A 24414-nucleotide genomic window follows, 5' to 3' on the forward strand; every position below is an offset into this window, starting at 1 on the left:
TTATCAAAGGAAATAAGAGGTATACATGAAAGGAGATAGATTCTATGTATGACGAAGATGAAAGCAAAGACACAGGCCGCATGAATCCTGAAGAGCATAAAGAAGAAGCTGTTACCACGAATTTTATTATGAGAGATCCTGATTTGGAAAAATCCAGTACCCAGGATTCCGAAAGCAGCAGCCAGACTCAGTCCCAGACCCACAGCTCTTATGAAGCGCAGCAGAATATTCCTCATTATCAGGAATACCAGTATCACAGGGCAGCAGGGCAAAATGCCTTCCAGGAGGAAGCAATGCCTAAGAAAAAAGGCGGCTTTGCAAAGAAAGCAGCAGGCCTTGTAGGAGGAGCACTTGTATTTGGAGTGGTAGCCGGAAGCACCATGGTTGGAATCAACTGGGCAGCCGGAGCTTATGGAAGTAAAAACCCTGTGGAGATCAGTCAGGCGGAAACTATTCCCTCTTCCACAAGCGATTCAGGAGTCCAGGCGTCAAACACATCCAGCATTACCACCGCTAATGATGTTTCAGCCATCGTAGACAAAGCCATGCCATCCGTAGTTGCAATTACCAGCAAGATGGTTTATGAAAGCCAGACATGGTTCGGCCCTATGCAGAGAGAAGGGGTTGGCAGCGGCTCTGGTATCGTTGTTGGCAAGAACGACGATGAACTTCTAATCGTAACGAATAACCATGTGGTACAGGGAGCGGAGGAATTAAAGGTTACGTTTATTGATGAGGTAGCCGTAGATGCTTCCATTAAGGGTACGGATGCAGACAGCGACTTAGCAGTGATCGCAGTTCCGTTAAAAAATATTTCTTCTGACACATTATCAAAGATTGCGATTGCCTCTCTTGGAACTTCCGATAACTTAAAGGTGGGTCAGGGGGTTATCGCCATCGGCAATGCTCTTGGCTATGGACAGTCCGTTACCGTAGGTTATGTCAGCGCACTTGACCGTTCCGTACAGACCGAGGATGGCACAAGCCGTGATCTGCTTCAGACTGATGCGGCCATTAATCCCGGCAACAGCGGCGGGGCTCTGTTAAATATGCGGGGCGAGGTGGTCGGTATCAACTCAGCCAAGTATTCTTCTACGGAAGTAGAGGGTATGGGCTATGCGATCCCCATTTCCAAGGCTCAGGATATCATTGATACCCTGATGACCAGAAAGACCAGAACTCAGGTTACCGATGCAAATCAGGGATATTTAGGAATCCAGTGCAAGAATATTGATGCAGTCACAAGCCAGCAGCTTGGTATGCCTCAGGGCGTGTTCATCTATAAGATCGTAGAAGACGGAGCAGCTTCCAAGTCAGATCTGCGGGAAAAAGATATTATTACCAAGTTTGACGGCCAGGGAATTAAGACCTACGATGACCTGACAAACATGCTTAAATATTACGAAGGAGGAACCACTGTGACTCTTACTGTCCAGTCTCTTGAAAACGGACAGTATGTAGAAAGGAATGTAGATATTACTCTCGGCAATCGGCCGGCAGAGGTCCCGCAGCAGGGTTAAGAAGAATAAAGTCTCTCCAGGTTCATTGATTGGGCCTGGGGAGATTTTTTTGTACTTAAAAATGTGCCGGCTCTATGGATTTTTAAACCGCCATATGAAAAAGACAGCTATTTTTTCAAAAATGCTTGACAAATGCAGGTGTTTCCAGTATTGTAATATGTAGTTAGTTATAGCTAACCGCGCAAAGAACCAGCGGCTCTTTTTCTTACCGGTTGCATAAGAGAGGAAGGCTGTTTGCCCTTATAAGCGGGGATATGGTGTTTGATTTCTTTTACTAATTCACAGCGTCTTCGGGCGCATATCTTTTCATACATAGTTAGTGTGAACTAACTAAAGGATTGGAGGTAATTGCATGAGCGTAGTCATCGTTGGAGGAAATGAGTGCATGGTACGCCAATATAAAGAACTATGCAAGGAATACAGCTGCTGTGCAAAGGTCTTTACAGAGCTAAAGGGCGGAATGAAAAATAAAATCGGCAAGCCTGATTTGCTGGTGCTTTTTACCAGCACCATGTCCCATAAAATGGTTCGCTGTGCATTGAGTGAGACAAAGGGACTGGATACCATAATCGCCCGTTCCCATTCCAGCTCCATGTCGGCTTTGAAAAATATTCTGGTAGAACACGTGGGATAGGAGGAAGCAACATGTCAGAAGAAATGCTGATCAGGCACTGTTCACCGACGCTTGCCGGGATTAAAACGGGGAGTTTGTTTTCCTGCCCTTGCCGTTCCAAAGAAGAAATCCAAAATGAGGTGAGGCGGCTAAACCGCGTACTTGCGCCAAAAGGAATCCGGGTTTTACCTCTGCGCTATTACAAGCAGAGGGCTTTGATCTACCTCTATCGTCCCAGCCACTTGAAACGGGATCTGTCGGATGGGTATGCTTCCGCCTTGCTGAAGCAATATGGATATTCTTTTGAAAACTCCCAGCGCTGTGTGGTACAGCTTGTGAACAGGCTGCGTACCTGCTCTGGATTTCCTCATGAAATTGGATTGTTTCTTGGTTATCCCCCAGAGGACGTTCAAGGTTTCATCGACAACAAGGCCTGTCATTGTAAATGCATCGGATGCTGGAAGGTTTACGGCGATGAGGAAAAAGCGATACAAACCTTTAACCGATATAAAAAATGTACGGAAACTTATTTTGCACAGTGGTCAAAAGGCACAGCTGTTGAACGGCTCGCCGTAGCCGTTTGATATAGAAGGATTAAATGAGAAAGGTTGGTTATACATCATGAGTAAAATTGCAGTAGTTTATTGGAGCGGAACCGGAAACACCGAAGCAATGGCAGATGCCGTATTGGAGGGAATAAAAGAAAAGGGTGCAGACGGGGTCATACTCACCCCTTCTGAATTTGACGCTTCCATGATTGATTCTCTGGATGCCATTGCTTTTGGCTGTCCTGCCATGGGGGCGGAGGTTCTGGAGGAAAGTGAATTTGAACCTATGTTTTCTTCCTGCCTATCCAGGCTGCCAGGTAAAAAGATTGCCCTGTTCGGTTCCTATGGCTGGGGCGACGGCGAATGGATGCGTTCCTGGGAAAAGACCTGCGAAGACGCGGGTGTGGAGCTTGCTTGCGATAGTGTGATCTGCAATGAAGCGCCTGACGGAGAGGCTGCAGCAGCTTGTAAAGCATTGGGGGCGGCTCTGGCATAATAGGAAAGGTATTACATAGGACGGTCAATCATTCAATGAATTGCGCTGAGTACTTATTTAAAGTATTCAGCGCTTTATTATTGCATATTGAATGTTATTTTGCAATCATTTGAATTTCAACTCATTAAAAAAATCTAAATTCCCGGCCCGTACTTGTAAGAGACTTTTAAATGCTTTATAATAATCTGGTATGCGGTGCATAATTACAGATAGAAGGAGATTACAATTTGGACGAGAAAGATTTTCCGGAAGAGAAAATGGAAGATACAGTTGCCCGCGGCTCTGACAGCGGCAAAAAGAAAAATGACGATGATGAGTATGAAAAAGTCTGCTATGTCTGCCGCAGGCCGGAGAATGTGACAGGGCCTATGGTTTCCATGCCCGGAGGCATGAATCTGTGCCATGATTGTATGCAGAAAGCATTTGATTCCGTAACACAGGGCGGATTTGATATAACAAAGATTCAGAATATGCCTTATATGAATTTGAATTTCAGCGATCTGGGAAGCTTAGACAGAAAAGATCTTGAGATACCTAATAAGCAGAGGGTGAAAAAGAAATCGGAAAAGGAGCCAGGACAGGCACTTAATTTAAAAGATATTCCGGCACCTCATGTGATCAGGCGGAGGTTGGATGAATATGTCATCGGCCAGGAACAGGCCAAAAAGGTGATTTCCGTTGCAGTTTATAATCATTACAAAAGGGTTTATCTGGCGGATTCCAAAAAGGGGGATGAGGAAGGGAATGTTCAGATAGAAAAATCCAATATTTTAATGATCGGTCCCACTGGAAGCGGAAAAACCTACCTGGTTAAAACCCTGGCAAAGCTTCTTGATGTTCCCCTTGCCATTGCCGATGCCACTTCTCTTACAGAGGCCGGATACATAGGCGATGACATAGAGAGCGTGGTTTCCAAGTTGCTTGCGGCGGCTGATAATGATGTGGAAAAGGCGGAGCGGGGTATTATTTTTATTGACGAGATTGATAAGATTGCAAAAAAGAAGAATACCAGCAGCAGGGATGTAAGCGGAGAGTCCGTCCAGCAGGAGCTTTTAAAGCTGTTAGAAGGGAGCAGTGTAGAGGTCCCTGTGGGCTCAAACCAGAAAAATGCTCTCACCCCGATGACAGCGGTAAGCACCGAGAACATTCTATTCATCTGTGGAGGAGCGTTCCCGGATTTAGAGGATATTATCAGAGAGCGGCTGAAGGAAAAGTCATCCATTGGTTTTTCCGCAGAATTAAAAGACCGGTACGAAAAGGATCCCAATATCCTGTCTCACGTGACCAATGAGGATTTACGCAAATTTGGCATGATTCCTGAATTTTTAGGCCGCCTTCCCATTTCAGTAACCCTGGAATCTTTGGATAAGGAGCTTCTGGTCCGGGTTTTAAAAGAACCGAAGAATGCCATTTTAAAACAGTATAAAAAGCTTTTGGAGCTTGATGAGGTGTATCTGGTGTTTGAGGATGAGGCACTTGAATGGATTGCGGAAGAAGCTCTTAAGAAAAAGACAGGAGCAAGAGCCTTAAGAGCCATTATAGAAAACTTCATGCTTGATATCATGTATGAGGTTCCCAAGGATCCCAACATTGGATCAGTGGTCATAACGAGAGCTTACTTAGATAAGAACGGCGGTCCTCTCATTCAGATGAGATGTTAATAAAGCGGGAATTGCTGGGGACGGGATAAAAAATACTAAAGAGTGGAGATAATAAGGACGGAAGGAGTGAGGTCATGGTATTTATCGGTATCATTGCATTGCTGGCTGCCCTGGATCTTTTAATAAAAAGCGCCATTGAGGATCAGGAAGAAGCCGGCTTTCCCAAGGAACTGGAGGGAAGCGGCGGAAAAATTCTGCTGCACAAGAATCATAATGCCGGTTTTTCCTTCGGCTATTTTAAGGATCATCAGTCTATGGTGCAGATGATTCCCCTGGCAGTGGCATCTTTTATCGGAGGAATGCTGGCAAGCCTTCTTCAAAGAAAAGGAAACATTTTTGAAAAACTGGCTTTATCCATTGCCCTGGGAGGAGCGGTCAGCAATCTGTACGACAGGCTGGTCCGTCATTATGTCGTGGACTATTTCAGTATACAGTATGGAAAGCTTAAAAAAGTAGTGTTTAATCTGGGTGATCTGTTCATTTTTCTGGGAGCTGGAATTATCCTTATAGTGGAAATCATTAAAGCTTTTAAAGAACGATGAAATGTAACATCCTGCGGACAATCCCTTTATGCCCAGAAAGCGTGGGCTGTAAATACGTAAAAAAAGCGGCTGTCTTCTTGACATAGCCGCTTTTCTATTGTAGAATCAATGATAAAATATTATAAAACAGGAGTTGATCTTTTTGGATTCGAGTGACTATATACAGTTGCTTATGTTATTTATTTTAGTTGCATTATCAGCATTTTTCTCATCGGCTGAGACTGCGCTTACTACGGTGAATAGAATCAGGGTACGGAATTTAGCCGAGGCAGGAGATAAGAATGCCATTACTCTGACTAAGATTTTAGAGAACCAGGGTAAGATGCTCAGTGCGATTCTTGTTGGTAACAATGTGGTAAACTTAACTGCCTCTTCCATGTCCACCACACTGGTTATGAACATTTGGGGCAATAAGGCAATAGGCATTGGGACCGGTATCCTTACGCTTGTCATTCTGGTATTTGGTGAGATCTCACCGAAAACCATTTCTACCTTATATTCCGAACCAATATCTTTAAAATATGCAAAGGTAATCTATGCCTTTATGATTGTCATGACACCGGTCATTTATGTGATTCGAATTCTTTCATCTGGATTTTTGCGCTTTATCCATGTAAACCCGGACCGAAAGCAGGAGCCCATCACAGAGGATGAGCTGAGGACCATCGTAGATGTGAGCCATGAGGAAGGCGTGATAGAATCAGAAGAAAGAAAGATTATTAATAACGTGTTTGATTTTGGTGATTCCGTGGCGCGGGATATTATGATTCCCCGTATAGACATGACTCTGGTAGAGGTAAATGCTGCCTATGATGAATTGATCGATATTTTCCGGCAGGAGATGTACACCAGGATTCCGGTATACGAGGAAACCAGTGACAATGTGATCGGAATCATCAATATGAAGGATCTGCTTCTCGTCGACAGGACAGATGATTTCAATATCAGGAATTTTTTAAGAGAGCCGCTCTATACATACGAGTATAAAAAAACTGCGGAACTTATGTTGGAGATGCGCCAAACCTGCAATAACGTTGTCATCGTTTTGGATGAATACGGAGCAACGGCAGGGATGATAACCCTGGAAGACTTACTGGAAGAAATCGTCGGAGAGATCCGGGATGAGTATGACGAGGATGAAGAATATGAACTGGTTGAGGTGGAGCCCTTTGAATATCTGGTAGAAGGCTCCATGAAACTTGATGATTTAAATGACAGGCTGGATCTTGGACTGGAGTCTGATGATTATGATTCCATCGGCGGCCTGATCATCGGACAGCTTGACCGGCTCCCGGAACAGGGGGAAGAGGTTGTCTGCGGGGGAATCCGCCTTGTTGTAGATGAATTGGACAAAAACAGAATCGATAAGGTTCGGATGTATTTGCCTCATTAAGCATTTTGCTGGATAGCGGTTTCGCAGGTTTTACCGGAAGGCTGGGAAATAAGGGAGAGGGAAGCTTGCTGCTTCTGCTCTCCCTTTAACATTTCCCGGAAACCCCTTCCGTCAACTAAGCATCCCCCCCGCGGTGCCGCTGACTGCGCAGATGGCCATGGTTGTGAGTAGCTGGTTCATAGAGCCATTTAATCCTTTGTTTAGGAAAAAGGATACGGCCAGGAGCACCAGGAAATATAGAAGTCCCAACAAAAGGCCCCAGAAGAATCTTCGATGCCGTACGCTCTTTCCCATTAAGACTCCGCCAAAGAGACAGGCGATGATATAAACCGCATTGACTCCCAGGCGTATCTGCCCTTCCTTCAGCCGGAATCTATAGAGTGCTAAGGCCAGGACCACCAGCAAGATTCCGGTCAGTATGTAGGTGATAAGAAGGTTTCTTAGTGTGACCTGAAGCTTTGATTTTTCCATTTAAATACTCCTTATATCTTGTCTTCTGGTTCAGTATATTCTTAGGGTATGGATGATATTCATGGATGTCCTAACAATAAAATTGATCCTTCCTTATCTGTGTCCCTGGGGCAATTCATCTTGCGCTCGTCTAAAACATGTGGTATAATCTCAAAGAATTAGACAAATACAGGAGGTGTAAGTTTATGAAGCATGTAAAGACCTTAAATTCCAGTACATTAAAAGAGTCTATGAAGAAAGGCGGCTGCGGCGAATGCCAGACTTCCTGCCAGTCAGCCTGCAAGACATCCTGTACAGTAGGAAACCAGAGCTGCGAGAACAGCAACCGTTAATTATTTTAACTGTATAGAATAGCCATAAGGCAGATGAGCAGATGCCCCTACGGTCGTAATGACGGTAGGGGTTCCTTCGCTTGTCTGCCCAAAACCAATCATCAGTTAAATCTTTTTAAGTTAAGGAGAATACAAGTGATTCATCAATATATCAACAATGGCTTCCATATTATTATGGATGTCAACAGCGGCTCCGTTCACTCTGTGGATCCGGTCATGTATGAGGCAGTAGAGATCGCCGCAGGCATGGTGCCGGAGATGGAAGAGGCCCAGACCCTGGACAAAGAGGTAGGAGAAGAAGTACGAATCCGTCTTTCTGAAAAATATGGAGAGACAGAAGTAGAAGAAGCGCTGGAGGAGATCCAGTATCTGATCGATAAGGGAGAGCTGTTTACAAAGGATTTATACCACGATTATGTGGTGGACTTTAAAAAGCGGCAGACAGTGGTAAAGGCTCTTTGCTTACATATTGCCCATGATTGCAACCTGGCCTGCAAATATTGTTTTGCGGAAGAAGGGGAGTACCATGGCAGACGGGCGCTGATGTCCTTTGAAGTGGGAAAAAAGGCTCTGGATTTTCTTATCGCCAATTCCGGGAACCGAAGAAACTTAGAAGTGGACTTTTTTGGCGGAGAACCGCTCATGAATTGGGACGTGGTAAAGCAGCTTGTTGAATACGGACGGAAAAAAGAGAAAGAATATAATAAGAACTTCCGCTTTACCATGACTACCAACGGGGTGTTGTTAAACGATGAGATCATGGAGTTCTGCAATCGGGAAATGAGCAATGTGGTCTTAAGCCTTGACGGACGGAAAGAGGTCAATGATAATATGCGTCCCTTCCGTAATGGAAAAGGCAGCTACGAGCTGATTGTTCCCAAATTCCAGAAATTTGCACAGCTTCGGGGAACTAAGGATTATTATATCAGAGGAACCTTTACCCGTCATAATATGGATTTTGCAAAGGATGTTCTGGAATTTGCTGATCTCGGCTTTACAAGTATGTCTATAGAGCCTGTGGTGGCGCAGCCGGAAGAAGAATATGCCATCAGGGAGGAAGACCTTCCTCAAATCCTGAAAGAGTACGATGATCTTGCTGTGGAATACATTAAAAGGCAGAAGGAAGGAAAAGGGTTCAACTTCTTCCATTTTAATATTGATTTAAACCAGGGACCCTGTGTGGCTAAGCGCCTGTCCGGATGCGGTTCAGGAACCGAATATCTGGCAGTGACTCCATGGGGAGACTTTTATCCATGCCACCAGTTTGTCGGTGAGGAAAAATTCCTTCTTGGCAACGTGGATACAGGCGTAACTAATTTGGAGATCCGCGATGAGTTTAAGCTTTGCAATGTTTATGCAAAGGACAAATGCCGGGACTGCTTTGCAAGGTTTTACTGCAGCGGAGGCTGTGCGGCTAACTCCCACAACTTCCATGGAAGCATAACGGATGCGTATGATATCGGCTGCGAAATGCAGAAGAAGCGGATCGAATCCGCCATCATGATCAAGGCGGCTTTGGCGGAAGATTGAGTACACAACACTCTTATGCCCAATGAACTTGGGCAGGAATAGGGAAATCAGATGAATTATAAGATCGTTGCAAAGGATGGACGTGCAAAGCGTGCAGAAGTAACCACCGTTCATGGCACCATCCAAACTCCGGTATTCATGAATGTGGGTACGGTGGGAGCCATTAAAGGGGCTGTTTCCACGGATGATCTCCGCGAGATCAGAACCCAGGTGGAGCTGTCAAACACCTATCATCTTCATGTACGCACCGGCGATAAATTAATCAAGGAGTTTGGCGGTCTTCATAAGTTTATGAATTGGGACCGTCCAATTCTCACGGATTCCGGTGGCTTTCAGGTATTTTCCCTGACTGGCTTAAGGAAAATAAAGGAGGAGGGCGTATACTTTCAATCCCATATAGATGGACGTAAGATTTTTATGGGTCCGGAAGAGAGTATGCAGATCCAGTCCAATCTGGCGTCTACCATAGCCATGGCCTTTGACGAATGCCCGCCTCATCCGGCTACCAGGGAATACATGCAAAACAGCGTAGACCGCACCACCAGATGGCTGGAAAGGTGCCAGGCTGAGATGGCAAAGCTTAATTCCCAGCCAGATACCTTAAATAAGGACCAGTTGTTATTCGGCATCAACCAGGGTGGAACCTTTGAAGACATCCGCATCGCCCATGCAAAAACCATATCCGCCATGGATTTGGACGGCTATGCCCTGGGCGGACTGGCAGTAGGGGAGAGCCATGAGGAGATGTACCGGATCTTAGATGAGACGGTGCCTCATCTGCCGGAAAACAAGCCAACCTATTTAATGGGCGTGGGAACTCCCGCTAATATTTTAGAGGCCGTAGACAGGGGCGTAGATTTTTTTGACTGTGTATATCCGTCAAGAAACGGCCGCCACGGTCATGTATACACCAATCACGGCAAAATGAATTTATTTAATACAAAATACGAGCTGGACCACAGGCCGATCGAAGAGGGCTGTGGGTGTCCGGCCTGCCGTTCCTACAGCAGAGCCTATCTCAGACATCTTTTAAAGGCAAAAGAAATGCTTGGCATGAGATTATGTGTATTGCATAATTTGTATTTTTATAATACAATGATGGAAGAGATCCGCGACGCAATCGAGAACCACCGTTATGGGGAATACAAGGAGCAGAAGCTTTCGGGTATGATGGCAGGTCAGACTACCTAAAGTGAGAGACAAGCAGGCGGCGGATCGTTATATAAGGAGGAAATGGTTATGTTATCAGCAACAGGCGGTACCATGGGCGTGGGCTTTTGGGTCATTTATATCGCAGTGATCTTTGGCTTCATGTATTTTATTGCAATCAGACCACAGAAGAAAGAGAAAAAGAAACAGCAGGAGATGTTTGCAAACATTGCAATCGGAGACAGCGTTTTGACTTCAAGTGGATTTTATGGAGTCATCATTGATATGACGGATGATACGGTTATCGTAGAGTTCGGCAATAATAAGAATTGCAGAATTCCTATGCAGAAGACTGCTATCGTTCAGGTAGAAAAAGCACAGGCTTAAGAAATCAGGGCACCCGGAAAGAGATTTTTTCTTTCCGGGTGTTTTTTGTTTGAGCAGCGGATAAGTGAAAGAGCCTGCTCTCCATTACTGGAGGCCTCTTTCACATGCATTTTTTATTGCTGCTATGAAAATAAATTTCTCGAAAGTATAGTTTATAAAGAGGAAATTGAGGGACATGTATAATTAGCACAAAACAATATGCGATAATATAATTGAAAAGAGTAATAATTAGCAAAAACACCGAAAAGAAATATTATTACATAAATATATTGACGTGAAATAAATATTCATATACAATGCAATTGTAAACTTAAAATGTATTCAGTAATGAATACGAATCATGTATTTGGAGGGCTACATAAATGAAAGTGAGCAAGTTTATGGAAAAAAGTCTGGCTGCCATAATGGCAGCAGGTATGGCGGTCAGCCTGATTGGATGCGCAAGCCAGCCAACAAAGACCACACAGTCAGCAGCAGCACAGCCAGCAGCTGCACAAGAGGCGTCATCAGAAATTGCAGCAAGCGGGGGAGATGTTACGTTGGAATTTCAGCAATGGTGGGGCGTAGAATTACCGGACGGTGTCCTTAAGGAGATCTGCGATGGATTTACAGAACAATCAGGGGTTAAAATCGAATTATTAAGTAATCCTTATGCAGATACCAAAACACAGATTGCGGCAGGTGCAGCGGCAGGAACCATGGCAGATGTGGTAGGTCTTGATGGAGCCTGGGTGTATGATTTTGCAAAACAGGGTTCCATTGCAAATATGACGGAGCTGATGTCATCAGACGGTTATGATGATGGACAATTATCTGATCAGATAAAAGTAGACGGAAATACATATATGATTCCGGTTGTAAACTTTGCATATCCCATGTACGTGAATAAAGATTTATTGGCATCAGCAGGTATTACGGAGGTTCCTAAGACATGGGGAGAATTTGCGGAAGCCTGTAAAAAGGTTGCGGCGGCAAATAAAGGAGTTGCCGGCTGGGCAATTCCCTTATCAACAGAATCGCCCAGCGGTATTCAGAACAATTTCATGAGCTGGTTATGGGCTTCGGGCGGAACTATGCTGAAAGACGGAAAACCGGCTTTGACAGATAATCCATTTATGACAGATACTGTGGATTTTGTAAAAGGTTTATTTGATGCAGGAGTCGTTGCACCAGGTGCTTATTCCATGAAAGAAGCAGATATGGTAGAAGAGTTTACCAATGGCCGTGTTGCATTTATGACAGATTCATTGGCGCACTTAACAACAATAAAGAAAGAAGCACCTGGCTTGAACTTTGAATTTATGCCTGTTCCGGTAAAAGAAGGCTATACAGGAAAGAGTGGTATGGATGTGGCTAACTGGGGAATCGGTGTTGCAGAAAACTGCGAACACAAAGCAGAGGCCATGAAGTTCGTGGAATATTTAATGAGTCCCGAGGTAAATGCCAAACTTGCAGTATATGCAAATGCCTTTCCTGGAAATGTAAATGCCAATCCGGATTATTCGAAAGCTGACGAATTATTCGTAAAAGCATATGAATTATACCAACAGTGTTATGCAATCAATGAATTTACTGGACTTCCAACTTCAGAGGAATTAATGAGACAGTTTGATGAGCAATTACAGCTGTATATTGACGGCGACACGGCCGGTGCTGCAGATATGCTGTCTGCAACACAAGAGATTTGGGAGGGAGCATTTAAGTAAAGACGAGGCAGGCTGCATGATGGAATCATGCAGCCTGATATAAAGAAGGAGGGAATGGGTGAGTTGGCTAAGGTAAGAGAAATGATAAAAAAGGAAAGCAGCGGTAAGTCACAGATCATGAAAAAGAAGTGTGAACCTTACTTATATCTCCTGCCAACAATTGTGCTTATGCTTTTATTGTTGATTATCCCGATCTGTATGGTGGTCCGATATTCTTTTTTTGACAATGTTATTATCAAAAAAGATCCTGTATTCGTTGGATTAAAGAATTATGGCTTGATAATATCAGACAAAACGTTTTTTGTTGCAGTCAAAAACACATTGTTTTTTGTTGGTGCCAGTGTAGTGATGCATATGCTTTTAGGAATGTTGTTTGCCATACTCCTTAATACAAGTTATATAGGAATAAATTTAAAAGCATTTTTCAGAGTGATTTATGTACTGCCCTGGATGTTTACAGCATCGGTTATTGCAATATTATGGAAAATGATGATGAATCCCAATGGGATTATCAACTACCTGTTACAAATCGCAAATCTTACGTCGTCACAGATAGAATGGCTGGGTTCCCGGAATTTCGCCCTATTCTCAGTAACTTTGATAAACATATGGGCAGGATATCCATTTTATATGGTCAGCATCCTGGCAGGGCTTCAGGGGATCCCCACAGATCTTTATGAAGCATCGGCAATTGACGGTGCAAATGCAGTACAACAATATTTCCGCATTACAATCCCTCAATTAAAACCTATTATTATTAGTTTGTTAATGTTGGATTTTGTGTGGACGATACAGCAATTTGCCCTGATTTGGATGACCACAGGCGGGGGACCAATAAATGCAACAGAGATGATAAGTACTTTTATTTATAAAAGGGGGTTTAGTAAATATCAATATTCCCAGGCTTCTGCATCAGCAGTGATCTTACTGGTTGTATGTTCTGTCATAGCTGTCTTTTATGTGCGGCATCAGAGAGAGAGGGATTGATTATGGTAGGAAAGAAAAAGTGGTACACAAAAACACTAATTATGATCCTTCTGATAACCGGAGCATTCTTTTCCGGATTCCCTATATTGTGGATGCTGCTGAGTTCATTTAAGCCTAATGCGGAAATTTTTGCTTGGCCGCCAACATGGATATCAGAGAGTTTTAGCTTGAACGCCTATATTTCAATCTTTCATAATCCTGAAAAAGTCAGATTCTTTATCAATAGTTACTGCATTGCATTAATTGTAGTGATTTTTACATTGATCATTGGAATACTTGCAGCGTACAGTTTCAGCCGTTTTGATTTTCCAGGAAAAGGTGTTATTAATACCGTCATTGTCAGTGTGCAGGCAGTACCTCCGATCACCCTTTTGATTCCATATTTAAGCCTGATTGTCAGCCTGAAATTATACAATACATTTGGTGCATTGATACTGACGTATATGCTGTTTACATTGCCCTATGCGATTTTGATGATCACCGGATATATGAATACTTTGCCGAAAGATTTGGATGAAGCTGTAATGATTGACGGCGGTTCAAGGTTTATGGCTCTTTGGACGGTACTGGTTCCTGTATCAATACCTGGCCTGGTTTCGGTGGGAATGTATACATTCATGCAGGCCTGGAATGAATATTTGTTTGCATTGGCATTAACGAAAACAAATGAAATGCGTACCGTACCGGTGGGCATTAGCCTGCTGATGGGGCAGCATGCATATGAGTGGAATCAAATGATGTCAATGAGTGTATTAGGTTCCTTACCTGTATTGATCCTGTTTTTGTTTTTCCAGCGGTACTTTATTGCTGGAATGACAGCGGGAGCTGTAAAAAGTTAATACGTATGATTATCCGGAAACGGAAATCTAATAAAAAATTGGAGGAAAAAACGATGCTGTTAAACATGAAAGAACTTTTAGCGGTTGCAAACGAAAACAATTTTGCGGTACCTGCATTTAACATCAGCTCCTATGCGATGTTAAATGGAATTATGGAGGCCTCAGAAGAAGAAAATGCACCGGTTATTATTTCAATCCATCCGGATGAGCTGTGCCATATTGGGGTAGATGTCATTTCCGCAATAAGACAGAGGGCTTATAAGTCCAACATACCGGTTTGCATTCATCTGGATCACGGTGCTTCTTTTGAGCAGGTCATGGTAGCGATTCAGGCAGGATATACATCTGTTATGATTGACGGTTCAAGTCTTTCCTTTGAAGAGAATATTGCTCTATGCAAAAAGATATGTGAAGCAGCACATGCAGCCAATGTATCTGTAGAAGGCGAACTTGGCACAATTGGTACAACCGATTCCACAGAAACAGATAATCAGATTATTATTTATACAAAGCCGGATGATGCTGTAACGTTTGTAAAAGAAACAGGTGTTGATACACTGGCAATTGCAATAGGAACATGCCATGGATTATATCCTGCTGGCATGAAGCCGGAATTAAAGCTGGATTTATTAAAAGAGATCAAGTCAAAAGTAACGATTCCGCTGGTGCTTCACGGAGGATCTAATAATCCGGATAAAGAAATTGGGGAATCAGTAACATTGGGGGTAAATAAAATCAATATTTCCAGTGATATCAAAGTGGCTTATTATAATAAAATGAGAGAAGTTTTGTCAGATAACAGCCTGAGAGAACCAAATATGATTGAACCACCTTGCATGAAAGCCATGAAAGAAGTGGCGTATCACAAGATCCGTCTTTTTAAGGCAAATGGAAAGGCTGCACTTTATTAATCAGACATCGTTTCATTGCCCTGTAAAATAGAAATATAAAGTTTTTATTTTATGGGGCAAAGCTGATTTAAGAAAAATAGATAGCAGGAGAAGGTAGGGGATAGCGTGAAGATCGAAGAAAAGTATATTGAAACATACGAAAAAATGGAGCTGCTGATTGAAGCCAGAATTAAAAACAATGCTTTTACAGCTCTGGGTTACACGAGTAATCTGGATGTTTTGTGTGATTTTCAAATAGAAACATTCAATCAACTTCTGAACAGATATCTTCCGAATGCTGATTTGGTCAAAATGAAAGCGGCAAAAGAGATAACCAGCATGGACGAATTCTTAGAAACTATTGTATTTTATTGCAGACATGGAATTGGCGGAGAAGTAGATATTTCAGATTTCCATATTATCAGTGATACTTTTGCAATAAAAGAGGGCATGGGCGGAACTGCAACCCAGGGGGCCATGGCTTTGGCTGCAGTAGGATGTCCTTCCATTGTCCATTTAACGGATGATTCGAAAGAAGTATGTGATATTTTAAATTCCCCATATATTTATACGGTCTCCAAAGATGGAGTAATGGTCCATACGGATCAGATCCAGCAGACAGCGGAGCAGGAAATACACTACATCATTCAATTTAAAAAGGGTGATATAATCTGTCTTGGCAGCCGGAAGATTACAATTCCAACATCAAATCGGCTGATCATAACCAAAATTACGGTAAACGAGATGCTTCCCTTCTCGGCTTCCTATTTTTCCTACATAGAAGCTCATGCAGCAGATATTAAAAGCAATGTTCTGTCAAGCTTTAATGCAATTCAGGATAAAGATATTTTAGAACAAAGGCTGGCTTATGTAAAAGAGCATATCAAAAAATATAAAGCAAATAATAAAAATGGGATTATCTATTTTGAAGATGCACATTACCATAATAAGGAGGTCCGGCAGCTATGCCTGGAGACACTTTATCCATACATTGATATTTTGAGCTTAAATGAAGAAGAATTGGAATATACCCTAAACATGTATGATTTTCCCATAGTAACCGATGATATCTTTTCCTGTATCAGGGGAGCATCTTATATTAAGGAAAGATATTCCGTAAAAAAAGGGGTAATTGTACATACCAAGAATTATTCTATGTATCTTGGAAAAACGTTGAATGCAGACATTGAAAAAGGCTTAATGCTTGGCAACATGCTGGCGACTGCAAAAGCGGTCAATGGCTGGTATGGAACAAAAGAGCAGATCGGAGAAGTCATAAAGCTGCCATTAAGTGAAAAAGGAATCAGATACAGGGAATTAATATTAAATGAGCATTTTACCTGCGAGGTCATTTTAGTTCCGTCTAAATACATTGACAAACCAAAGTATACCATTGGATTGGGGGATTCTTTTGTTGCAGGTGTCCAGATGTGTTTTGAATAAAAAGCTTGAAAAAGGGTGTAATTTACGGCAATATAGTAGATAAGAAGGGAGGGACATGATGCTAGACAAACCTGTACTAGATGTGATCAAGGATAATTATGGGAAAATTTTCTCGGCAGAGAAGAAAGTAGCAGATTATGTTCTGGAACACCCGCAGGAAGCAGTAGATGCAAATGTTTCTGAATTGGCAAAGGCTAGCGGAGTGAGTGATGCAACGGTTGTGCGTATGTGTCATCATTTGGGGTATAAGGGATATTATCAGTTTCGTTTGATGCTGGCTAAAGATGTTGGAAGAGAGGAAGGAGAAGAAATTGAAGAGCTACAGAATACTCCCAATCCAGTAATGAAAATTTTCCAAAAGTATGTGAATTCATTAACAGCGGTAGCAGAAAGTATTAACGAAGAAGATATGAAGTCCTGCGTGAACCTGATAAAGTCATGTAAACAGGCTCATATTTTAGCGGTAGGAAATACAACCCCGCTTGCACTTTATATGGGCTTCCGGTTAGGGAGACTGGGTGTGAAATGTACCAATGATATCTCACCGGAATATTTTTTAAATCATGTGAATCTTGCTGATAAAGAAGATATTATTATAGCAATTTCTCAATCTGGAAGTTCCAGACAAGTGATACAGGGGATGGAATTGGCCAAAGAGAAAGGCCTTAAGATGATGGCCATCACCGGATACCGGCAATCGCCCATATCGGAATTGGCTGATTATGTATTGATCTCAAACGGAAGAAAGGAATCCTTTGATTATTATAAAAATTATGCCCATCTAAAGGAGACTGCATTAATTGATGCTTTGTTGGAGCTGTTAACAAACTGGAAAAAGATTGAGGAAACGGATGCCGATAAACCAGAGGTTATTTTATCTGAATATAAGTATTAATCAAACTTGTCGGAGAGGAGCAGACTGATGAAACGATCAGAAATCAATCAAGTAATTAAAGATATGGAACAACTTATCAAGGAACATAAATTTGAAATACCCCCTTTTGCAAAATGGTCTGCCAGGGAGTGGTCAGATAAAGGACATGAATATGATGAAATCAGGGATAATAAATTGGGATGGGATATTACAGACTTTGGCTTGGGGAGATTTGACCAGGTTGGTTTCTCCCTGCTTACGATCCGGAATGGTAATCTGACCATGGATCAGTATAAAAAAAACTATGCGGAAAAATTACTGATGTTGTATGAAGGGCAATCAGCTGCAATGCATTTTCATTGGAACAAGATGGAGGACATTATTAATAGAGGCGGAAATGACGTGTATATTACTGTGTATAACGGGGCAGAAGATGGGAGAATTCTCCAAACGGATGTGACTGTTTCTATGGATGGGAAGCTAAGCATAGTAGCTGCAGGGACAAAAGTAAAGTTATCACCAGGAGAAAGTATAACCATTACCCCGTATCTGTATCATGATTTTCTTGTCCCAGCTACAGGTGGAAGCGTGTTGCTGGGGGAAGTATCCATGTGTAATGATGATGAAAATGACAATCGGTTTGCTGATGCGTCAGTAGGAAGGTTTCCGGAAATAGAAGAAGATGAATTGCCATACAGGCTGCTTTGCAACGAATATCCCATCTAGCCTGGAAGCGGGAATATTATATCAGAAACAGTAATCAATCACAGTATCATGAATTTGCATAAGGAATCCTTATTGGTGCCTAGGCATTAATAAGGATTCCTTCATAAATAATCCTGTGGATAAAAAAAAGCCTATTACGTCAGTGCATTCCAGTCAGTCCCAAGGTTTCAGTATACACCAGGGGGTTTTCAACATATGATTTACTAAGGGATGTTATTTTAAAGCCAGCCTCCGTCAAGGCCGATGACCTGTCCGGTCAGATAAGAATTTTTATAGCCCAGGTGGTATACCAGATCGGCTACCTCCTCTGCTTTTCCCAGCCGCCCTGCCGGGATTCCATCGATGAGATCGATTAATTCATCTTCCTCCAGGAATTGATTCATTTCCGTATCGATGGCGCCGCAGGCAACAGCGTTGACCTGGATATTGCTTGGAGCCAGCTCCTTAGCCAGAGCCTTTGTAAATGCATTGATGCCGCCCTTTGTGGCGGAGTAAGCGACTTCGCAGGAGGCGCCTGATATTCCCCATACAGAAGAGATGTTAATGATCTTTCCTTGCTTTTTTTCAACCATTCCGGGAATGGCCAGCTTACAGCAGTTAAATACTGATGTTAAGTTGGTGCGGACAATCCGGTCCCAGGCATCTGTGCTCATATCCTGTAAAAGCCCGATGTAGGAGATGCCTGCGTTGTTAACGAGGACATCCAGTGTGCCAAACTGCTTGCGCACCTGTTCAAAGAGAGCCTGGCACTGGTCCATGTCTCCCATGTCCCCCATGCAGGAAAGACAAGTTACCTGATAAGCTTCCAGCTCCTTTTTAACCTGCGCAAGACGGTCTTCGCTGTGGAGGCAGTTGATGACCACGTTGTATCCTTTTTTTGCAAATTTAAAAGCAATAGCTTTTCCGATCCCCCGGGAAGCTCCGGTGATGAGTACTGTTTTTCTAGCCATAACATCATCCTTTCTGTCGATGTAAGATAATTTCATTTTACCAAATTGTCAGGAAGAATGCAACGTGGCTGGAAAAAGAGCTTTTTGTGATTTTGTTACGGACCAGGCATTGCATACTTAAGGGCTGGTGAGATATAATGAAGATAGAAAACCTAATATCAGATAGAATAGAGAAAGCAGGTAGATAAATATGAATGAGATTTATGATGTGGTGATCATCGGGTCCGGGCCCGCAGGGCTTTCGGCCGCGGTTTATGGTAAAAGGGCTGAACTTAAGATGGTAGTGATTGAAAAAGAGATGGCAAGCGGCGGCCAGGTCCTTAATACTTATGAAGTGGATAATTACCCGGGGCTGCCTGGAATTAACGGCTTTGATCTTGGAATGAAGTTCCGGGAACACGCAGAGAAGCTGGGGGCAGAGTTTTCCACAGACGAGGTCCTTCGGATCGAAGCGTCTGACGGGAAATTTACCGTAGTAGGAGAAGAGAGAACCTATGCGACAAAGACAGTCATCATCTCTACCGGAGCCCAGCACCGGAAGTTAAGCGTGATCGGGGAAGAGGAGTTAACAGGCATGGGAGTTTCCTACTGTGCGACCTGTGACGGTGCGTTTTTCCGTAACAAGGTGGCAGCAGTAGTGGGCGGCGGCGATGTTGCCATTGAAGATGCCATTTTCCTGGCCAGAATGTGTAAAAAGGTATACTTAATTCATAGGAGAAATAAGCTGAGGGGGGCAAAGACTTTGCAGACCCAGCTGTTTAACCAAAAAAATGTGGAGATCATCTGGGATACCGTGGTAGAGGAGATCGAAGGCGGAGATCAGGTGGAATCCCTGACCATAAAGAATGCCAAATCCGAGGAATCGAAAAAGCTTGCGGTAGACGGAGTGTTCATCGCAGTAGGAATCAATCCGCAAAGCGAAGCGTTTAACAACCTGGTGGAGATGGATCACGGCTATATAAAGGCCGGTGAAGACTGTGAAACCAATGTTCCCGGAATCTTTGCAGCCGGCGATGTGCGAACCAAACAGCTTCGGCAGGTTTCTACAGCTGTTTCGGATGGGGCAAATGCCATTACCAGTGTCGAGCGGTATCTGACACGAATCTGAGAATAAGAAAAAGCAGCCAGGACAAGACAATTGTCCTGGCTGCTTAAAATGTAGACAAAATGGTTTTCTACGAACCGGAAAGTTTTTAGGGCATTGCTGATGCAGTGCCTTTTTTTTGACCAACACCTGCTATGCCTACCGAATTTGGAAAGTTAGTGACCAAATTCAGCTATTATATTGGATATTGTGAAATGGCGTGATATTCTGATAAAAATATAAAAAAGCATTTCTCTTGCAACAGATACATTATATCAATTTATAATTTGATGGATTAAGGAGGTAATAGCATGGCCAATTGAAATTTTATAATTCAATGGCTCCGTGGTATTTTTATTTCAAGGAAGTAGAATCTGACGTTAAAAATCATGATGAACAATATGTACATAGTAAAACAGTGCCAGGACTTGCGTCCTGACACCGATTTGCCTACAATCTGATCAGCCGGACAATTGTCCTGGCTGCTTTTTTTAAGTTTTAAAATTCTGGTTCAATCAGGCCGTAGGAGCCGCCTTTTCTTTTATAAACCACATTGACTTCCTCTGTATCCGCATTTAAGAATACGTAGAAGCTATGACCAAGAAGTTCCATCTGAACACAGGCTTCTTCCGGATCCATGGGCTTTATGGCAAATTTCTTTGACTTAACGATTTCTACATGATCATCTGGCTGGGCATCATCTTCCAGAAAAGCTGTTGAAAAGGAAGGGGCATTCAGTTTTTTGTTGATTAATTTGTTCTTATATTTTTTCAGCTGGCGTTCCAGGATCTCTTCCACAAGATCAATGGAAACGTACATGTCTGTACTGGATTCTTCTGCTCTGATTATATGTCCTTTCACTGGAATAGTTACTTCGATTTTCTGAATTTCTTTCTGCACGCTGAGTCTTACTGTAGCTTCTGTCGCAGGAGCGAAGAAACGGTCCAGCTTTCCAAGCTTGTCCTCGACTGCTTCGCGTAATCCCGGTGTTACCTCAATATTTCTCCCTGTAATTGTAAAACGCATAAGTCATCAGCTCCTTTTTCTTGAGATGGTTATAGTATAGCATATTTTTGAGAATAGTTCAATTGCATTGTAAAATTATTAGATAATTATTGGCAATTTTTTGTAAAATGTCTCTACTTATTAGTTTGACTAATTATTGAAAAACTATAGATGGACTTAAAAAAAAGTCAAGGGAAAAAGAGAAATTTTCGTCGAAAAAGGAAACTTTATGACATATATACAAAAATCCGAAAGTCTGACAATGGGATGGGAAATATGGGAATCTGTGGAGAAAAAATGTGGATAATGTGGATAACTTGGTGTATAACTAATTTTTCGCCTAATTATGGGATTTCATAGTGGGGATAAAACTGGGGGAAAAATACACAATGGAATGTGGATAATGTGGAAAAGCGGGGAATCGAACAGGTTTTTTGTGCAATGTGTCAGGTTGACCATAAAATTTTCCAGATTTGCCGTTGTTTGCTGTGGAAAAAGGAAGGACCTGGTAATAATAGGCCCTGTTTATTACCAGAATGTTAATTTTTTATGAATTCGTTGAATTAAGAAGGAGTTAGTGCTACAATATACGAGATTGTATCGTGTATATCGTTAAGAAGAGTAGGAGAATGAAATATGAACTTCGTTCAAAAAATATTTGGAACTCATAGTGAAAGAGAATTAAAATTAATAGAACCCATTGTGGATAAGATAGAAGCTTTGCGTCCGACCATGGTTGCACTTACGGATGAGGAGCTGAGAAACAACACAAGGCTCTTTAAGGAAAGACTTTCATCAGGCGAGACTCTGGATGATATTTTACCGGAAGCTTTTGCTACGGTGAGAGAGGCCGCACGAAGAGTTCTTAATATGGAGCATTTCCGTGTACAGCTCATCGGCGGACTCGTTCTTCATCAGGGACGTATTTCTGAGATGAAGACCGGTGAAGGTAAGACCCTGGTATCTACCTGCCCTGCTTATTTAAATGCACTGGCAGGCAATGGAGTCCAGATTGTTACGGTCAATGATTACCTGGCAAAACGAGATGCTGAGTGGATGGGAAGAGTCCATGAATTCCTGGGCCTGACCGTTGGGGTCGTGCTTAACTCCATGAATTCTGACGAAAGACGTGAAGCATACAACTGCGACATTACCTATGTAACCAACAATGAGCTTGGTTTTGATTATCTGAGAGATAACATGGCCATCTATAAGGAACAGATGGTTTTAAGAAATTTAGATTTCTGTATCATTGATGAGGTAGACTCTGTATTAATTGATGAGGCAAGAACACCTCTTATTATTTCCGGACAGAGCGGCAAGTCCACAAAGCTGTATGAGGTCTGTGATATTCTGGCCCGCCAGCTGGAACGAGGCGAGGCTTCCGCAGAATTCTCCAAGATGGCAGCCATCATGGGAGAGGAGATCACGGAAACCGGTGACTTCGTTGTGGATGAAAAGGACAAGGTTGTCAACTTAACAGAACAGGGTGTGGAAAAAGTAGAGCAGTTCTTCCACATCGAGAACTTATCCGATCCCCAGAACTTGGAGATTCAGCATAACATCATTCTGGCCCTTCGTGCCAATTATCTTATGTTCCGGGATAAGGATTATGTAGTAAAGGATGACGAGGTCCTGATTGTTGATGAGTTTACCGGACGTATTATGCCTGGCAGACGTTATTCTGACGGACTCCATCAGGCGATAGAAGCCAAGGAGCACGTAAATGTGCGCAGAGAGAGCAAGACTCTTGCCACTATCACCTTCCAGAACTTCTTTAATAAGTACAATAAAAAAGCCGGTATGACCGGTACCGCCCTTACAGAAGAGAAGGAATTCCGTAATACCTACGGCATGGATGCCATTTCTATCCCAACCAACCGCCCGATTGCACGTATTGATCAGGAGGATGCCGTTTATAAAACGAAGAAAGAGAAATTTGAAGCGGTGTGCAATGAAGTGGAGATTGCTTACGAGAAGGGACAGCCTGTCCTGGTAGGTACCATTACCATTGAAACCTCTGAAATGTTAAGCAATATGTTACGGCGCCGGGGAATTCCTCATAAGGTGCTGAATGCAAAATATCATGAGCTGGAAGCTGAGATCGTAGCAGATGCAGGTGTGCATAAGGCTGTAACCATAGCCACCAACATGGCGGGCCGTGGTACGGATATTAAGCTTGATGACGAGTCAAAGGCAGCAGGCGGTTTAAAGATCATCGGTACAGAGCGTCATGAATCCCGCCGTATTGATAACCAGCTGCGCGGCCGTTCCGGACGTCAGGGTGACCCGGGAGAATCCAGATTCTATATTTCCCTTGAAGATGACTTAATGCGTCTGTTTGGTTCCGAACGTCTGGTAGGCATGTTCAATGCTCTTGGCGTGCCGGAAGGAGAGCAGATCGAGCATAAGATGCTCTCTAATGCCATTGAAAAGGCCCAGATGAAGATCGAGACAAATAACTACGGCATCCGTGAGAACCTTTTAAAATATGATGAGGTCATGAACGAACAGCGTGAAGTGATCTATGCAGAGAGAAGGAAGGTTCTTGATGGAGACAATATGCGTGATTTCGTCTTAAAGATGGTGACGGATATTGTAGAGAATGCGGTTGATCTTTCTGTCAGCGATGACCAGGCACCGGAAGATTGGGATTTAAATGAGCTTAACACCCTTCTTCTCCCTATCATCCCTCTTCAGCCGGTTACTCTTCCGGAAGATAAGAAGATTAAGAAGAATGAACTGAAACATATGCTGAAGGAAGAAGCCATTAAGCTTTATGAATCCAAGGAAGCAGAATTCCCGGAGGGAGAACAGATTCGTGAAATCGAGCGTGTGATTCTCTTAAAGGTGATTGATAATAAATGGATGTCCCATATTGATGATATGGATCAGCTGCGCCAGGGCATCGGCCTGCAGGCTTACGGACAGAGAGATCCGCTGGTAGAATACAAGATGAGCGGATATCAGATGTTTGATGAGATGGCTGCGGCTATCCGTGAGGATACCGTAAGAATCTTATTCCATATCCGCGTGGAGCAGAAGGTTGAGAGAGAACCGGCTGCTAAGGTGACAGGAACCAATAAGGATGAAAGCTCCCCGAAAGCACCGGTAAAGAAGGTGGAAGCTAAGGTTTATCCGAATGATCCATGTCCATGCGGATCCGGTAAGAAATACAAGCAGTGCTGCGGACGTAAATTAGTATAGTATTTTTATAAAATTGGAGTTCGCACCCTTTTTAAGGACCGGACTCCAATTTTGTTTAGAT

The 24414-nt window shown here is 42.9% G+C and carries 23 protein-coding genes; 20 read left to right on the plus strand and 3 right to left on the minus strand.

Annotated features, from left to right (window positions below; genetic code table 11):
• The first annotated feature begins 44 nt into the window (after positions 1 to 44).
• The 7 genes from H171_RS22685 to H171_RS22715 all read left to right on the plus strand — a co-directional run bounded on the left by H171_RS22685 (position 45) and on the right by H171_RS22715 (position 6773).
• Positions 45 to 1520 (plus strand): S1C family serine protease, encoded by a 1476-nt coding sequence (locus H171_RS22685; protein ID WP_100307156.1) that lies wholly within the window; start codon positions 45 to 47, stop codon positions 1518 to 1520.
• 352 nt (positions 1521 to 1872) lie between these two features.
• Positions 1873 to 2154, plus strand: coding sequence for a DUF2325 domain-containing protein (locus tag H171_RS22690; protein WP_025229989.1), 282 nt, complete (start codon positions 1873 to 1875; stop codon positions 2152 to 2154).
• A gap of 11 nt (positions 2155 to 2165) precedes the next feature.
• Positions 2166 to 2717: a DUF3793 family protein gene (locus H171_RS22695; RefSeq protein WP_100307157.1), complete on the plus strand. Its 552-nt coding sequence runs from the start codon at positions 2166 to 2168 to the stop codon at positions 2715 to 2717.
• Between the two features lie 37 nt (positions 2718 to 2754).
• Positions 2755 to 3177: a flavodoxin gene (locus H171_RS22700; protein ID WP_100307158.1), complete on the plus strand. Its 423-nt coding sequence runs from the start codon at positions 2755 to 2757 to the stop codon at positions 3175 to 3177.
• 227 nt (positions 3178 to 3404) lie between these two features.
• Positions 3405 to 4838, plus strand: coding sequence for an ATP-dependent Clp protease ATP-binding subunit ClpX (clpX, locus tag H171_RS22705; RefSeq protein WP_100307159.1), 1434 nt, complete (start codon positions 3405 to 3407; stop codon positions 4836 to 4838).
• Positions 4839 to 4912: 74 nt separating this feature from the next.
• On the plus strand, positions 4913 to 5380 hold the full coding sequence (locus H171_RS22710; RefSeq protein ID WP_100307160.1) for a signal peptidase II: 468 nt from the start codon (positions 4913 to 4915) through the stop codon (positions 5378 to 5380).
• A gap of 142 nt (positions 5381 to 5522) precedes the next feature.
• Positions 5523 to 6773, plus strand: a complete 1251-nt coding sequence (locus H171_RS22715) for an HlyC/CorC family transporter (protein ID WP_100307161.1) — start codon at positions 5523 to 5525, stop codon at positions 6771 to 6773.
• Positions 6774 to 6884: 111 nt separating this feature from the next.
• Here H171_RS22715 and H171_RS22720 read toward each other — a convergent pair whose 3' ends face one another.
• On the minus strand, positions 6885 to 7244 hold the full coding sequence (locus H171_RS22720) for a TIGR04086 family membrane protein (RefSeq protein WP_025229983.1): 360 nt from the start codon (positions 7242 to 7244) through the stop codon (positions 6885 to 6887).
• 185 nt (positions 7245 to 7429) lie between these two features.
• Between H171_RS22720 and scfA the strand changes: the two genes are divergently transcribed.
• From scfA to H171_RS22775, 11 genes are all read left to right on the plus strand, one after another.
• Positions 7430 to 7576 (plus strand): six-cysteine ranthipeptide SCIFF, encoded by a 147-nt coding sequence (gene scfA, locus H171_RS22725; RefSeq protein WP_002601553.1) that lies wholly within the window; start codon positions 7430 to 7432, stop codon positions 7574 to 7576.
• A 135-nt stretch (positions 7577 to 7711) separates the two neighbouring features.
• Entirely contained in the window at positions 7712 to 9106 is a 1395-nt protein-coding gene (gene scfB, locus H171_RS22730) for a thioether cross-link-forming SCIFF peptide maturase (protein ID WP_100307162.1), read from the plus strand.
• A gap of 51 nt (positions 9107 to 9157) precedes the next feature.
• A complete protein-coding gene (tgt, locus tag H171_RS22735) occupies positions 9158 to 10297 on the plus strand; it encodes a tRNA guanosine(34) transglycosylase Tgt (protein ID WP_100307163.1) in 1140 nt (379 codons plus the stop codon).
• 48 nt (positions 10298 to 10345) lie between these two features.
• Complete coding sequence (gene yajC, locus H171_RS22740; RefSeq protein ID WP_085961456.1) at positions 10346 to 10642, plus strand: preprotein translocase subunit YajC; 297 nt, start codon at positions 10346 to 10348, stop codon at positions 10640 to 10642.
• A 362-nt stretch (positions 10643 to 11004) separates the two neighbouring features.
• Entirely contained in the window at positions 11005 to 12348 is a 1344-nt protein-coding gene (locus H171_RS22745) for an ABC transporter substrate-binding protein (RefSeq protein WP_100307164.1), read from the plus strand.
• A 54-nt stretch (positions 12349 to 12402) separates the two neighbouring features.
• Positions 12403 to 13335, plus strand: a complete 933-nt coding sequence (locus H171_RS22750) for a carbohydrate ABC transporter permease (protein ID WP_242977056.1) — start codon at positions 12403 to 12405, stop codon at positions 13333 to 13335.
• A gap of 2 nt (positions 13336 to 13337) precedes the next feature.
• The gene (locus H171_RS22755; RefSeq protein ID WP_100307165.1) at positions 13338 to 14174 is read left to right on the plus strand and encodes a carbohydrate ABC transporter permease; all 837 of its coding nucleotides are present in this window, start codon (positions 13338 to 13340) and stop codon (positions 14172 to 14174) included.
• A 53-nt stretch (positions 14175 to 14227) separates the two neighbouring features.
• Positions 14228 to 15085: a ketose-bisphosphate aldolase gene (locus H171_RS22760; RefSeq protein ID WP_100307166.1), complete on the plus strand. Its 858-nt coding sequence runs from the start codon at positions 14228 to 14230 to the stop codon at positions 15083 to 15085.
• 105 nt (positions 15086 to 15190) lie between these two features.
• On the plus strand, positions 15191 to 16507 hold the full coding sequence (locus H171_RS22765; protein ID WP_100307167.1) for an ADP-dependent glucokinase/phosphofructokinase: 1317 nt from the start codon (positions 15191 to 15193) through the stop codon (positions 16505 to 16507).
• 55 nt (positions 16508 to 16562) lie between these two features.
• Entirely contained in the window at positions 16563 to 17402 is an 840-nt protein-coding gene (locus H171_RS22770; RefSeq protein ID WP_330387456.1) for a MurR/RpiR family transcriptional regulator, read from the plus strand.
• A gap of 27 nt (positions 17403 to 17429) precedes the next feature.
• Complete coding sequence (locus H171_RS22775) at positions 17430 to 18107, plus strand: D-lyxose/D-mannose family sugar isomerase (protein ID WP_100307168.1); 678 nt, start codon at positions 17430 to 17432, stop codon at positions 18105 to 18107.
• Positions 18108 to 18325: 218 nt separating this feature from the next.
• Here H171_RS22775 and ymfI read toward each other — a convergent pair whose 3' ends face one another.
• On the minus strand, positions 18326 to 19057 hold the full coding sequence (gene ymfI / locus H171_RS22780; protein WP_100307169.1) for an elongation factor P 5-aminopentanone reductase: 732 nt from the start codon (positions 19055 to 19057) through the stop codon (positions 18326 to 18328).
• 190 nt (positions 19058 to 19247) lie between these two features.
• Between ymfI and trxB the strand changes: the two genes are divergently transcribed.
• Positions 19248 to 20165 (plus strand): thioredoxin-disulfide reductase, encoded by a 918-nt coding sequence (gene trxB / locus H171_RS22785; protein ID WP_100307170.1) that lies wholly within the window; start codon positions 19248 to 19250, stop codon positions 20163 to 20165.
• Positions 20166 to 20639: 474 nt separating this feature from the next.
• Here trxB and hpf read toward each other — a convergent pair whose 3' ends face one another.
• Positions 20640 to 21167 carry a ribosome hibernation-promoting factor, HPF/YfiA family gene (gene hpf / locus H171_RS22790; protein WP_100307171.1) on the minus strand — a complete coding sequence of 176 codons (528 nt, stop codon included), beginning with the start codon at positions 21165 to 21167 and terminating at the stop codon, positions 20640 to 20642.
• 615 nt (positions 21168 to 21782) lie between these two features.
• Between hpf and secA the strand changes: the two genes are divergently transcribed.
• The gene (gene secA / locus H171_RS22795) at positions 21783 to 24353 is read left to right on the plus strand and encodes a preprotein translocase subunit SecA (protein WP_100042964.1); all 2571 of its coding nucleotides are present in this window, start codon (positions 21783 to 21785) and stop codon (positions 24351 to 24353) included.
• Positions 24354 to 24414 lie beyond the last annotated feature (61 nt).

Source organism: [Clostridium] celerecrescens 18A, assembly GCF_002797975.1.
Classification (GTDB): Bacteria; Bacillota; Clostridia; order Lachnospirales; family Lachnospiraceae; genus Lacrimispora; species Lacrimispora celerecrescens.